The sequence below is a fragment of the Chitinophaga sp. RAB17 genome, assembly GCF_052114225.1.
In the GTDB taxonomy this organism is placed as follows: Bacteria; Bacteroidota; Bacteroidia; order Chitinophagales; family Chitinophagaceae; genus Chitinophaga.
The window spans coordinates 155,797-170,255 of the sequence record NZ_JBFREI010000013.1 but is presented as its reverse complement, the minus strand read 5'-3'; the positions used below and the strand labels follow the sequence as shown (position 1 = coordinate 170,255).

The following is a 14,459-nucleotide window of genomic DNA, read 5'->3' as shown; positions in this document are numbered from 1 at the left end:
TCTCTTTACCCAGTTTACGCGACTCCTGCGGATACATGTTTTTCTTATTGAAAATAAAGTTCAATATCCCATGATATGGCTTAAAATAAATAAATCATATATAATTCAAATCCATTACAGTAATTGTTTAATTATTGCATGTATAAATAATTAAACAATAGTAATTTAAACTCCGCGCTATAATCTCTTAATTTTTTGCTATAGTTTGTGCTTTCAACTGAAACATCTGAAATTTAAAACTAGCTATTGTCAATCAACGGAGCAAAAGGGGAAATGGAGCTGATCAATTCTTTTCAGCAAGGGGATCATAAAGCGCTGCACCAGGTATATGCTATATATCAGCGGCCGCTCTGTTTTTTTACGGAACAAATCATTGCCAATACTATGGCAGCGGAAGATATTGTGTCCGACTGCTTTATCAGTGCTTATCAAAAAAAAGAAGATTTTCCTTCCCTCAATCACCTGAAGTCCTTTCTTTTCACCGCTGCCAAAAATGCGGCACTTAACTATATTAAGTCGGAAAAGCGGCATCATGATATTCATCACCTGCTGGAAAGGTCTGCCGATAAACTGGCGATAGATGTAGAAAATGCTTACATCAGGACGGAAGTGATGCAGATCATTTTTTCGGAAATTGAAAAGTTACCCCCACAATGCAGGTTAGTGGTCCGCATGGCCATTATAGATGGCAAAAGCGCGGCTGAAATTGCCGCCGAGCTGAATATGGCCTACCAAACCGTCTTAAACCAAAAGGCAAAAGGGGTGGCATTGCTACGTAACAACTTATTGAAAAATGAATTGATTTCCTTGCCCATGCTGCTTTCTGCACTAATATTACTGCAACAGTAATTTTTTTTCAGAAGACCGGTATAAAATGGAGAGTTAGTTGTTTTAGTAGTGTAGTATGGAAGAAAAGAATCATTACATCGCCATTTTAATTGGCAAATACCTGGATGGTAGTCTCGATGCCAATGAGCAAATCGTATTAGACGAATGGATCAACGCATCCGATAATAACCGCCATCTTTTTGCGGAGCTCAGTGATGGACAGCAGTTGATGACTCATCTTCAACGCTTTTATGCTTATGATGGAGACCGGATTGCCCGGAAAATCGGTGCGCAGATTCCTGCATTTGCAACGCCTCCCAGGACTTCCATCTTCCATATTCATTCCTTACGCAAATGGGGTTGGGCAGCAGCTGCTGTGGCAATGTTGCTAGGTGGAGCCACCTGGTTTTGGGTCAATCATACATCAGCCCCCACCACTTTACAGGCGTCCAATCAGGCAGTTATTGTGCCGGGAAAAGAAGGGGCGATTCTTACACTGGCAGATGGCCGGCAGGTATCACTCGACAGTATGGGCAATGGGGTAGTCACTCATCAAAGCGGCGCTTCCGTAGTAATGTCCAATGGGAAACTGATATATGATGCTGCCGGTGAAAGTGCCAGCAGCACAGAATATAACAAAATGACCACGCCAAAGGGACGACAGTTCCAGGTGACCTTACCGGATGGCACCAGAGTGTGGTTAAATGCCGCCAGCTCTATCCGCTATCCTACTGCTTTTACAGGGCAGGAGCGAAGGGTGGAGGTAACGGGAGAAGTATACTTTGAAGTAGCGAAGGATGCCAACAAACCTTTCCTCGTCAACATCAACAATAAAGGAACCATCGAAGTACTGGGCACATCGTTTAATGTAAATGCCTACGAAAACGAAAACTCAATTCGCACCACGCTGCTGGACGGAAGCGTGAGAGTGGCGGTTAGTCATGCTAACAGTGTTATACTGGAACCTGGTCAACAAGCCAGCATCGGCCATACAACAGGCCTGCATATGCAGGAAGAAAAAGTTACGGTGCTAAATAATCCGGATCTTGAAAAAATAATGGCCTGGAAAAACAACTTATTTAATTTCGAAAACGCAGACCTGGGAGAGGTGATGCGACAGCTGGAACGCTGGTATAATATAGATGTGGTATATGAGAATGGTATACCAGATGAAAAATTTAAGGGAGAAATGAGCAGACAAATCGCATTGGCGGATCTGCTGGTAATATTAAGGAAAACGGAAGTAGACTTTAGAGTAGAAGGACGTACACTGATTGTATTAAATAATAAGTAGCCAATAATATTCTTCACCGAATGCATTAAGGAGGGCTGGATAAACCAGTCAGGGAATAACTATATATATCAACAACCAACCATTAAAAAACCGTCATGGATTGCAGCCATGACGGTGAATGAATCTGGTCGGTTCTAAACGGTTTCTTCGTTTCACATTTATTAACAACCAAATCTCATGCAATCTATGCAAAAAAAATGCTATTGGCCCCCCGACCGTAGGGGAAAATTCAAGGGCCTAACCAAAATCTTCCTGGCTATGAGACTTACTGTCATTTTATTAACAGCCGCCATCCTGCAGGCAAGCGCCTCAGGTCATGCACAAACCGTTACGCTATCGGGTAAATCTATACCTATTAAAAAAGTATTTACCGAAATTAAACTGCAAACCGGGTATGTTGTTTTCAGCAATATCAACACTATCAGCGACACCCGCAGTGTCTCCCTGTCTGCCAGGGATATGCCGCTGAAAGAAGTGCTGGATATTATATTGAAAGATCTGCCGGTCACTTACCTGATCAAGGATAAAACCATTGTGTTGTCGCGTAAGCCCGCCATTAACTTCCTGGACATCCCGGCGCCCCCCACCTCTATTTCGGGTGTGATCCGGTCGGCTACCGGGGAACTGCTGCCAGGTGTTTCCGTACGCATTAAAAATACATTTACCGGCACGGTAACCTCCACCGATGGAACATTTTATTTTCGCCAGCTGCCGGAAAATACCGTGATCCAGATTTCCATGCTGGGTTATGAAACCCTGGAAATCGGTATCCGTCAAACGGCCCAAAGCTATACTGCTTATACATTGAATAAGGATCAGTCCAAATCCCTGCTGGTGACTGATGGCAACAACATCACCATGAACATCACGCTGAACCGGAAGGACTTTGAAATGAGCGATGTGGTGGTGACCGGCTACCGGAATGTGAATAAAGGAAATTATGTAGGTGCCGTTTACTCCGTCAGGGCCGATGATATTAAAATAGCGGGTGAAACCAGTATTGACCAGATGTTGCAGGGTGTTGTGCCGGGAATGTCTGTACTGACGCAATCAGGTCAGGTAGGTTCCACGCCAAAAATCCGCATCCGCGGTACGTCCACCATTCTTGGCAACCAGGAGCCGGTATGGGTAGTAGATGGAGTCATTCAGCGTGATCCTTTGCCGCTTCCGGAAGGTAGCGGATCGCTGGCCACTGATATGGGAGAATTACGCCTGATCGCTTCTAACGCGATTTCCTGGCTGAACCCCAACGATATTGAATCTATCACCGTATTAAAAGATGCTTCTGCTACTGCTATTTATGGTTCGCAGGCAGCAAACGGAGTGATTGTACTCACCACGAAGAAAGGCCGCCCCGGACAGTTAGCCGTGTCCTACAGCAATAATCTTTCTATTGGTCAAAGACCCTCCTACAGCCAGTATGACCTGATGAACTCACAGCAACTGATGCAGTTCTCCAAAGAAGTATATGAAGGACGCGATAGCTATACTGCTGATATATTGCCCATCGGCTACGGTGGATTGATACAGCAATTGCAGAAAAAAGAGATTGACTACGCTACCTACCTGGAAAAATACAGGAAGATGGAAAATCAGAATACAGACTGGTTTGCCCTGCTTTTCCGCAATTCGTTCAGTCAGAATCACAGCGTGAGCATCTCCGGCGGTAGCGAAAAAATCACGAACAGGACCTCTTTCAGTATGCAGCAGCAGAATGGAGAAGGTAAAGGAAATGATCTGAAGACCTTTTCTGCTGCCTCCAATACCACGCTCCGCTTTGGAAAAGCATTGACGGTAAACCTGATGCTGAATGGAAGTATGCGCGAAACAAACGGTTATGCCTATGGGGTAGATCCGTTCACCTATGCGTATAATACTGCCAGAACGATTCCTATGTATAACGATGATGGCACGCTCTTTTATCATGAAAAAAGAGGGGAGCCCAGTACCGTTATTCCCGGTGCTCCCGGTTATTTGTATAACATTCAGAATGAAATTAATAATACAGGTAATAAAAATACCAACACTACCCTGTCATCCACTGTTGACGTGAATCTGCAATTAGCGAAAGGGCTGCAGTATCAGGGTTTGCTGGCATACAATGTTGCTACTACCAACATAAAATCCTACGCTACAGAATTATCTTTCTATATCACGCAAACAAGAGGATATGAATTTGGCAGCGTAATGTCCAACTCACCACAGGAATTGGCCAGCCGCCTGCCTTTTGGAGGATTGGTACAAATACMGAATGCTACCAACAAAGGATATACCTGGAGAAACAGCCTGGTATATGACCGGTTATTTGGTCAGCTGCACACCATGACCCTGCAAGGGGGAATAGAAGCCCGTTCCGGATTGCTCCAGAGTAATATGGATACACGCTATGGTTACCTGCGCTACCGCGGCGAAAGCTATGCTCCGCTGCCATTGGCCCCTGTGTTTCTTGGTGCCAGTGGTTCCAGTCTCTATGAAGCGATGCGTTTGAATTCAAAGATTATAAACCAGGAAAGTAATTATCTCAGCGAATATGTGTCTGCGGTATACGGCTTTGATCAACGCTATATATTCAACTTCAATGCAAGACTGGATGCCTCCAACCGTTTCGGGCAGGACAAAAACAAAAGGTTCCAGCCAACATGGTCGGTAGGTGGAAAATGGCGTGTTGCCAATGAAAAGTTCCTGCGCTCCCTGCGGTGGCTGAACGGACTAGATCTGTCTGCTACTTACGGTTACCAGGGAAATGCGGTGGAAGCCGTATCTCCTTACCTCATTGCTACAGATGGAGGACTCAGTACCGTATTCAAGCAATATACACTCAACATCAAATCGCTGCCTTATCCGGATCTGGGTTGGGAAAAAACAAAAACATGGAATCTTGGCGTGGACATATCACTGTTGAGAGGGCGCCTGAATGCCACTGCCAACTGGTACAAGAAAACCAGTAATATCCTGGCATCGAGGGATGTACCTGTGGAAAACGGGATGAATTCCGCTACAGTATTTGGTTCCCGGATGGACAACACCGGCTATGACCTGATCATCAGCGTGATACCCATACGTACCAAAGACTTCCTGTGGCAGTTTTCTGTGAATACTGGTCTTGCACGGAATAAACTGGCGCAAAATCAACGGATCAATACCAGGGAAGATTATCTGAGTGGAAACGCTATTGTGAACGGAGAGGCCTATTCTACCTTCTACTCTTATTCCTATGCTGGTTTAAATGGAAAGACGGGTATCCCTACTTTCAACAAACTGGATATTAAACCCACTTCGAATGATCTGGACTACCTGGTAAAATCGGGTAAGCTGGATCCTGATTTTTCTGGTGGATTTAGTACAATGCTGAGGTATAAAAATATTTCATTGAGTACACAATTTGCGATGGCATTCGGCAATCAAAAACGCCTGCCTCCGTTCTATAATGCCAATGGAGCACCTACCCCAGAGCAAAATGTACCAAGGATACTGCTTGACCGCTGGAAGAAACCAGGAGATGAGCTGCATACCAACGTTCCGGCTATTCCTCCCGGAAATCCCCGCAGAATAGAGGTTCCGCTGCCAATAATGACTAACTACACGCAAACACCTTATCAACTATATAATCAATCCGATTATATGGTGGCAAATGCTGATTTTATCCGTTGTCGTCAATTGTCAATAGGATACGAATTTTCGCAGGACCTGCTGAAAAAGGTACACATCAAACGTTTAAGTACATCGTTTAGCCTGACCAATCCGTTCCTGGTAACATTTGATGATGCATGGAGAGGTTATGATCCGGAAACAGCAGGGTGGCCAGCCCGCAGGGTAACGTCATTATCTTTTAATATGACCTTCTAATATTGAAACGCATGAAATATAAATTATTAACCGTTTTTTTTATCACCAGCCTGCTGACACTCAGCGGTTGCAAAAAATTCCTGGAGGAAAAATCCCAGAGTGATGTGATTCCAAAAACAGCCACTGACTTCCKGGAGCTATTGATAGGATCGGGTTACATGAGGGATGAAGATCCATCCAACTTCGTTTACTTTATGGATGATGATGTAGACCTGTTTATTGAGTGGGGAGATGGAACAACAGTGGTGGGCTCCAATGCAGCTAAAGAGAATTATCTCTTTTATACCTGGCAGCCCAAACTCGGAGACATGAATGGTTTAGGAAATGTGATCAATACAGATCCCTCCACTACTGCCTATTACCGCTATTATGAGCTGATAAAGGGATGCAATGCAGTGCTGGATAATATCAATACCGCCATTGGTAGTCAGGCTGATAAGGACCGGGTAAAAGCTGAAGCACTGGCAGTACGGGCTATGTATTATTTCCGGTTGGTAAATCTTTATGGAGAACCATACAACAGTAATCCCACATCGCTATCAGTACCATTAAAACTGAATTCAGGTGTCACGGCTGAATACATGCCACAGGCCACCGTGGCGGAAATATATGCACAGGTGGTAGCTGATTTGAAAGAAGCGGCCACGCTGATGGATCCGCTGCCTATTGCCCGCAGAGATTTTCATATCAATCAACCGGCTATCCATATCCTTTTATCCAGGGTATATCTCTATATGGAAAAGTGGGAAGACTGTGTAGCAGAAGCCAATAAGGTGTTTGAGCAGGGAGGAGTGGTGACGAACCTGACAGGCATCAGCACCGGTTACTGGATCACGTATACCAATCCGGAAATAGAATGGATGTTCGGCGGCAGAGCACAGGCGGGTGATCAGACCGCTTACAGCCCTTCTCCTGAGCTCCGGTCCATATATGGAGCCAATGACGTTCGCCTCAAATATGGTTTTACGGAATCAAACGGAGGTACACAGATCGTAACCAAGTACACGAACGTAGACCAGGAACTGGAGCAATGTCTTCGTACCGGAGAAGCGGTATTAAACAGGGCGGAAGCAAGTGTGCAACTCGGAAAGCTGTCTGACGGGCTGAAAGACCTGAATGACCTGCGCCGCAAGCGTATCATAGGTTACACGGATGAAAATATCAGTGATAAGGCCGTATTGCTGAAAGCAGTGCGGGACGAACGCCGTAAGGAATTCTGTATGGAGGGGTTCCGCTGGTTTGACCTGCGCCGTTATGGTATGCCTTCCATCACTCACCGTTATCAGGCGGCGTTGGGAGAAGCGATACTGCATTACACATTGAAAGAAAAAGATCCGATGTATACGCTGCCCTTTCCTTCCAGTTTGCTGATGAGAAATCCGGCGTTGAAACAGAATCCTTCTGGCACCATGGCCGACAGGGACGGGCAATAATTGTTTAACAAGCAATACAACAATACAATGAAGCATCTATTTATTATTGGCTGCATTTCCAGCATATTGTTATTCTCCTGCAAAAAGGACGTTGCGATCGGACCTCCGGTTCCGGTGGGCCCCGATTATGTTTTGCCGCAGGGAAATGCGCCTAAGGAAGCAAATGATAAAATCCAGCAACTGTATGATACCTACGGCTCATACTTCCTCTATAATTTTACGCAGAAGGATTATGAGTGGGTACAATCCACTGGTGGCGGTTCTTCCAAGATCGATACGGCGGTATTAGGTAATCCTGCTTATGCAGGTGATATGCTGACTTTCCTGAATGATATCTGGTTGAAGTTTCTGCCGGAAGGCTTTAAGAAAAGCCAGGGTATTCCCTATCGTGTGCTGATGGCAGATACCATCAAGCAATACAGGGTGGGATTTCCTCCCGGCCGGGAATACCTCTACTTTGATTATAAAGTAGTGGGAAAATCCATCACTTTCGCGGGGATGAATAGTAGTCTCCGTACCATGACGTCTGCACAAAAGGTAGATAAAAGGAACTTACTGATTGTACCGATCTGGAATTATTACATCGCGAACAGCATCATACAGGTGCCTGCGGAATTTTATACAGTCAGTGATTATGCGGCAGCTGCACCGGCAGTACCTGTTAATGCTACCAACCCGGTGAACCAGGCGGCTTTCAGAACAAGAGGTTTTTTACCGTCTTCTTATACGGCCACTTCTGCTTCTGAATGGTATTTCGGTACCTATAACTGGCCCAGTGCCAAATCAAATGACATCAGCTCCTTTATCGTGAATGTGCTTACAAGAACAGATGCGCAAATGCAGCCTTATCTGGCATATCCGTTGATTAAGCAGAAGTTCGATATCCTGGTAAATTTTTACAAAACAAAATATAATATAGACGTGCGCGCCATCGCCAATGCTACCTACTGATCCTAACCCTTCCTTTCGCCCGGGGCTGGCCCCCGGACGAAAGGAATTTCAGTAGTCCTCTTCATACATCGTATTCAAACGCAATCATCGTGTAAGCAAAAGCTTACACCAGCTATTTTATTTAATAAACAATCCGTAATGAATGGAAAACGCCATCGTAAAAGTTGAAAATCTGTCTCACCGTTATGCTTCCCAGTGGGCGGTCAGAGATATAAATCTTGAGATCCATAGTCAGGGTGTTGTTGGCCTGCTGGGTTCCAACGGGGCTGGTAAATCCACCACCATGAACATTATTTGTGGGGTGCTGAAGCAATCGAAAGGAGAAGTTTTTATTAACGGAGTTAACCTGAAAGATAATCCGGTAGAAGCTAAGCGCAATATCGGATTTATGCCGCAGAAACTGCCGCTGTACCAGGATTTTACCGTAGAGGAATATCTCACCTATTGCGCGGACCTGCGGATGGTAGAAAAGAAACAGGTAAAAAAAGCGGTACAGGAAGCGCTGGAAAGATGTGGAGTAGCGCATTTCAGGGATCGTTTGCTCCGCAACCTGTCTGGTGGTTATCAGCAGCGCGTAGGCATTGCTCAGGCCATTGTACACAACCCGAAGTTTGTAGTACTGGATGAACCCACCAATGGACTGGATCCTAACCAGATCGTGGAAGTACGTAACCTGATCAAACATATTGCGCTGGACCGTTCTGTATTGCTGTCTACCCACATCCTCACCGAAGTACAGGCTACCTGTCGGGAGATTAAGATGATAGAAGAGGGACAGATGGTGTTTTCCGGTACCCTGGAAATGTTTGACAATTACATTGAACCCAATACGCTGGTAGTTGTGCTGGACACGCCTCCCGCCCATGATGAGCTCCTGAAGCTGGAAGGCATCAGGTCTATTGAACAGCTGGCGCCTTCCCGTTTCAGACTGGGATACGATGGAGAAAAGAAAACAGCACAGCGCATAGCGGAAATCAGTGTAACCAAAGGTTGGGGACTGATGGAACTGATCATTGAAAAGAGTTCACTGGATGCAGTATTTGCCCGGTTGTCGAAAAAAAACATCAAATAAAAAGCTGATAAAAAAATATTCAATGAGACGAATTTATAAGATCGCCAAGGCGGAGTTATTCACCTTGTTTTATTCGCCGATCGCCTGGATGATCCTAATCGTATTTACCTTTCAGACTGGGATGGCTTTTGTGGAACATCTTCACGAAGTACTCCAGGCGCAGCGCACCGGTTGGGGAAATGCATTTATTACCGCCAACATCTTTTCCGGCCAGCGTGGTTTGTTATCCACGGTACAGGGCTACCTGTATCTTTATATGCCATTGCTTACCATGGGGCTGATGAGCAGAGAGCTGAGCAGCGGATCTATCAAATTGTTATATTCATCTCCCGTAACTTCTTCCCAGATCATCCGCGGTAAGTTCCTCGCTATGATGACTTACAGCTTCCTGCTCATCGGTGTTTTACTGGTGTATGTGGTGATCGGGATATTTACAATAGATCATTTTGAGCTTTCCTCTGTTGCATCCGGATTGCTGGCGATCTACCTGCTGATGTGTGCCTATTCGGCTATAGGGCTGTTTATGTCCAGCCTTACTTCTTACCAGGTAGTGGCGGCATTGGGTACGCTCGTATTACTGGCCACTCTCAGTTATATGGATAAAGTATGGCAGGATATCGGCTTTGTTCGCGACATCACTTACTGGTTATCGATCTCCGGACGTTGTAATGAAATGATCAGCGGGTTGATATGCACCGAAGACGTACTCTACTTTGTTATCGTGGTATGCCTGTTCCTGACCCTGAGTATCCAGAAACTACAGGCCAACCGCACGCATGCTTCCTTCTCTAAGGTGTGGGGGAAATATGTACTGGTAGTAGTAGCCGCCATGATGCTGGGATACGCTACCTCCAGGCCTATGCTCATGGCCTATTATGATGCCACTGAAACAAAACGTAATACGCTGACCCCAAACAGTCAGGCCATCATGGCCAAACTGGATGGTGGCATGACCATCACCACCTACGTTAACCTGTTGGACAGGGAATATTATAATGGTATTCCTTCGATGGTGAATGAAGACAAACAACGGTTAAAACAATACATCCGTTTCAAGCCGGAAACGAAAATGAAATACGTTTACTATTACGATAAGCCCAGCAATAACCCTCGTCTGGACATCATTTATAAAAATAAAACCCTGGCAGAACAGGCCCGGAAAGAAGCAGAAATCAAAGAACTGGACCTTGACCTCTTTTTGACGCCGGCAGAAATAAAGAAGAAAATTGATCTCACCGATGAAGGAAACACTTTTGTTCGCGTGGTAGAGCGGGAAAACGGACAGAAGACATTCCTGAGGATCTATGAAGATATGGAGAAGTTTCCCAGTGAAGCGGAAGTTTCTGCCGTATTCAAACGCATGGTAATGAAGCTGCCCAGGATTGCTTTCCTGCAGGGAGAGGGCGAGCGGAAAATAGAAGGGGAAAGGATTAAGGACTATACCCTGTTTTCTTCTGTTAAAACATTCCGCTATGCACTGACTAACCAGGGATGTGATGTGGAAACACTGGATCTTTCCGGCGATAAACAGATTCCGAAAGAAGTAGATATCATTGTGATCTCCGATATGCAGCAGGCAATGGATGCTGTTGCTAAAAAGAAACTGGATGTCTACATCGCCAATGGTGGAAATCTGGCGGTTACGCTTAAACCAGGATCAGCAGCAATGGAATCATTTATTGCACAATTTGGTGTAAAAACGGTTCCTGGTCAGCTGGTACAACCCAAGCAGGATGTAGCCGCCAACGCAGTGATATGCAGGCCTACACCGGCAGCTAAAGGGATTGCAGAGATCTTTGAAGTGATGAGTCAGCAACACAAATATGTGGGTATGGTAAAATCGGCAGGGCTGGTGATGGCTGAAGACAAAGGTTTCAAAGCGATCCCTGTTTTGCAAACCGATACAGCTAAAACCTGGAACGAAACCCAAACCATCGACTTTGTGAATGATTCTGCCACTGTAGACATTGCAGCCGGAGAAAAGGTGGACAGCTTTGTGACCGCCATGGCCATGACAAGAAAGATAGGCAATAAAGAGCAACGTATCATGATTATAGGAGACGCCGACTGTATCAGCAATGGTGGAATGAAACCACCAATCAGATATTACGGTGCTGCTAACTTTTCCATGATTCCTGGTATGTTCCATTGGTTATCTTACGGCACAGTGCCTGTGGATGTAAGCCGTCCCCGTGGTTCTGACAATGAAACAACGCTCACCAAAGAAAGCCTGAAAGTGGTGAAATACGGATTAATGGGTGTTATCCCGGGATTATTGCTGATAGGAAGCACCATTTTACTCATCAGGAGAAGAAGAAAGTAAAACTGAGCAGGTATGAGCCTAATGACTGATAAACAAACGCTGAATGATCTGAATATTTTCGGGAAAGGAGGAGGGGATTGTATTTACGCGATATTTAACCGAACCTTTACCCGTGGTGGATCTGAGTTGCTGGAGGAAATGTTCCACGAGCCGCTTTCTGATGCAGCGGTGATCAATGCACGCAGCACCACTATCCGTTCTTTCGCTGAAAAGGCGATTCCTTTCCCTTATGAAAGTGAATGGTTTGATGCCGGGGAACAGCACCTGGAAAATACAGATGAGCGCAGCCGGCTGAATGAAGAGGAAGATACATTGAGTAGAAAATTCAACCAGTTCATTGCAGCCGACACGGAATATAAAGCCATTGAAAAAGGCGTATTAAGCCTGATCAATATTTTACAGGCTACGAGGCTGTTTTCAGACAGTATCCGGCTGCAGGTGGACAACATTCCCTACAGCCAGGAACTGGCCGCTATTGACCAGCTATTGCGCCTGGAAGAGCTGCGGCCGATGATGCAGGAGCAAACGAAACATAAATTTCCTTTTGCCAAAGTAGCGGAGTACGATAAAGTACTCCGCTTCCGGCAACGGGAAAAGATCCAGCAGCTACTACGGCATATTTACCTTGCCGATGTATATCTATCTGTTGCCCGCACTGCTAACGAACACCAGTTTTGTTTCCCGTTAGCCTTGCCCCCACAGGCACAAACGGTGGTGCTGGAGAATTTTTATCATCCGTCTTTAACGAAACCGGTAGCCAATTCTTTGACCATTACCCCATCGAGTAATATCATTTTCCTGACAGGGGCAAATATGGCAGGGAAATCTACTTTCATGAAAGCGTTGGGCATTGCGATGTTCCTGGCACAGATGGGATTTCCGGTGCCGGCTTCGAAAATGGAGTTCTCCGTGCGGGATGGTATTTTCACTACCATCAACCTGCCGGACAGTCTGAGTCAGGGAGCCAGCCACTTTTATGCAGAAGTATTGCGCATCAAAACCATCGCCCGGGAATTAAGCCGGGATAAATACCTGTTCGTCATCTTTGATGAACTGTTCCGCGGTACCAATGTTAAAGATGCATACGAAGCGACCATTGCTATCACTGCTGCGATTGCCCGCAGGCAAAACTGTATGTTCGTAGTATCTACACACATCATTGAAGCAGGTGAAGTACTCAGGGAAAAATGTGACAATATCAACTTCGTATATCTGCCAACGTTAATGGAAGGCAATAAGCCCGTTTATACACATAAACTGGCATCCGGCGTTACTTCCGACAGGCATGGCATGGTGATTATTAAAAATGAAGGTATCCTGGATATATTAGCCAGGAAAAAATCAATAAAGAAGACCACATGAGCTTTATTGCCGACAAACAAACACTGGATGATTTATCGTTGCTGGGAAAGTATAACACACATTCCATCTTCCATATTTTTAACCAGGTAAAAACCAGGGGCGCCGAAAAACTGCTGAATGAGCTATTCCTGCATCCACTAACAGATGCAGAGCAGATCAATAACAGGAGTGCTGCTTTTCGTTATTTTGGAGACCATCCCACTACTTTCCCTTTTGATGAAGCGTTGCTGGGGAACATGGAAGCCTTCCTGGACGAAGGAAGTGCTGGTAATCTGCCCATGGCGATCTGGGGGATGAGCCGGAAAAAATTAATGGCAGTGCTGGTGAAGGAGGAAACGTATCAACTGCAACTGGCCGGAATTGATACCTGCATCGCCTTATTGAAAGGCTTTGCTGTATTATTGGATCAGCTGGAACAGGAGGGTCGCGATAAAAATACGCCCTGGGAAAAATGGGTGGCCACCGCCCGCCATATCCTCCGGGATAAGCGGCTCAGAGAGCTGACCACCACAAAAAGATCTTTGCTGCAAAACGCGCGGCTACATTACCTGGTGGCGAGTGTATTCCAACAGTCGTTGAAAACATTGCTGAACCTGACCTATGAGATAGAAGTGTTTATCACCGTATCCCGCATCGGTAAGAAAAAAGGATTTGCCTACGGCACCGCTTTTCCGAAAGAAAAGAATATGCTGGTAGCAACAGGGGTAAGACATCCTGGTTTGGAGAAAGCTGTTTCCAACACACTTTCCTTCAGGGGCAACAGCAATGTGTTATTCCTGACTGGTGCCAATATGGCTGGTAAGTCTACCCTGATGAAATCAACCGGGATCATGATGTACCTTGCTCATATGGGATTTCCTGTGGCGGCGGTGGATTTGCAGTTCTCTGTGCTGGATGGCATCTATTCGTCTGTGAATGTACCGGATGACCTGAACAGGGGATACAGTCATTTTTATGCAGAAGTACTCCGGGTGAAAAAGGTGGCAGAAGAAGTAGATGCAGGCAAGCATCTTTTTGTCATCTTTGATGAACTGTTTAAAGGTACTAATGTAAAAGATGCGTATGATGCCACCCTGGCGGTAACAGCGGCTTTTACAGCATTCACGGATTGCTTCTTTATTATCTCCACCCATATTTTTGAAGTGGGAGATGCGCTGAAATCTGAAGGAGATCATATTCAGTTTGAATTCCTGCCTACTATTATGGAAGGAACGGTGCCCAGGTATACCTACCGGTTGCAGAAAGGTATTACATCAGACCGGCAGGGCATGATTATTATTGAAAATGAAGGCATACTGGACATGCTGTAGCTTTTTTTAAAAAAGTGTGATCTTGTTACAACAAAAAAAT

General features: G+C 45.4%; 9 protein-coding genes. All 9 read left to right on the top strand.

Annotated elements, in window-relative coordinates:
- Positions 1-246 precede the first annotated feature (246 nt).
- Complete coding sequence (locus tag AB4Z08_RS30605; RefSeq protein WP_441577598.1) at positions 247-849, top strand: RNA polymerase sigma factor; 603 nt, start codon at positions 247-249, stop codon at positions 847-849.
- Between the two features lie 55 nt (positions 850-904).
- Positions 905-2,122, top strand: coding sequence for a FecR domain-containing protein (locus AB4Z08_RS30600; RefSeq protein ID WP_441577597.1), 1,218 nt, complete (start codon positions 905-907; stop codon positions 2,120-2,122).
- 258 nt (positions 2,123-2,380) lie between these two features.
- The gene (locus AB4Z08_RS30595) at positions 2,381-5,968 is read left to right on the top strand and encodes a SusC/RagA family TonB-linked outer membrane protein (RefSeq protein ID WP_441577596.1); all 3,588 of its coding nucleotides are present in this window, start codon (positions 2,381-2,383) and stop codon (positions 5,966-5,968) included.
- Between the two features lie 11 nt (positions 5,969-5,979).
- On the top strand, positions 5,980-7,401 hold the full coding sequence (locus AB4Z08_RS30590; protein ID WP_441577595.1) for a RagB/SusD family nutrient uptake outer membrane protein: 1,422 nt from the start codon (positions 5,980-5,982) through the stop codon (positions 7,399-7,401).
- A gap of 27 nt (positions 7,402-7,428) precedes the next feature.
- Positions 7,429-8,352 (top strand): hypothetical protein, encoded by a 924-nt coding sequence (locus AB4Z08_RS30585; RefSeq protein ID WP_441577594.1) that lies wholly within the window; start codon positions 7,429-7,431, stop codon positions 8,350-8,352.
- 142 nt (positions 8,353-8,494) lie between these two features.
- Positions 8,495-9,424, top strand: coding sequence for an ATP-binding cassette domain-containing protein (locus AB4Z08_RS30580; RefSeq protein WP_441577593.1), 930 nt, complete (start codon positions 8,495-8,497; stop codon positions 9,422-9,424).
- A gap of 22 nt (positions 9,425-9,446) precedes the next feature.
- A complete protein-coding gene (locus tag AB4Z08_RS30575; protein WP_441577592.1) occupies positions 9,447-11,747 on the top strand; it encodes a Gldg family protein in 2,301 nt (766 codons plus the stop codon).
- Between the two features lie 12 nt (positions 11,748-11,759).
- Positions 11,760-13,109 carry a MutS-related protein gene (locus tag AB4Z08_RS30570; protein ID WP_441577591.1) on the top strand — a complete coding sequence of 450 codons (1,350 nt, stop codon included), beginning with the start codon at positions 11,760-11,762 and terminating at the stop codon, positions 13,107-13,109.
- Positions 13,106-14,419 (top strand): MutS-related protein, encoded by a 1,314-nt coding sequence (locus AB4Z08_RS30565; protein ID WP_441577590.1) that lies wholly within the window; start codon positions 13,106-13,108, stop codon positions 14,417-14,419. The genes AB4Z08_RS30570 and AB4Z08_RS30565 overlap by 4 nt, the downstream gene beginning before the upstream one ends.
- Positions 14,420-14,459 lie beyond the last annotated feature (40 nt).

Coding starts and splice junctions, on each gene's coding strand:
- AB4Z08_RS30600 (WP_441577597.1), top strand. CDS start 905: ATGGAAGAAAAGAATCATTACATCGCCATTTTAATTGGCAAATACCTG.
- AB4Z08_RS30585 (WP_441577594.1), top strand. CDS start 7,429: ATGAAGCATCTATTTATTATTGGCTGCATTTCCAGCATATTGTTATTC.
- AB4Z08_RS30580 (WP_441577593.1), top strand. CDS start 8,495: ATGGAAAACGCCATCGTAAAAGTTGAAAATCTGTCTCACCGTTATGCT.
- AB4Z08_RS30575 (WP_441577592.1), top strand. CDS start 9,447: ATGAGACGAATTTATAAGATCGCCAAGGCGGAGTTATTCACCTTGTTT.
- AB4Z08_RS30570 (WP_441577591.1), top strand. CDS start 11,760: ATGAGCCTAATGACTGATAAACAAACGCTGAATGATCTGAATATTTTC.
- AB4Z08_RS30565 (WP_441577590.1), top strand. CDS start 13,106: ATGAGCTTTATTGCCGACAAACAAACACTGGATGATTTATCGTTGCTG.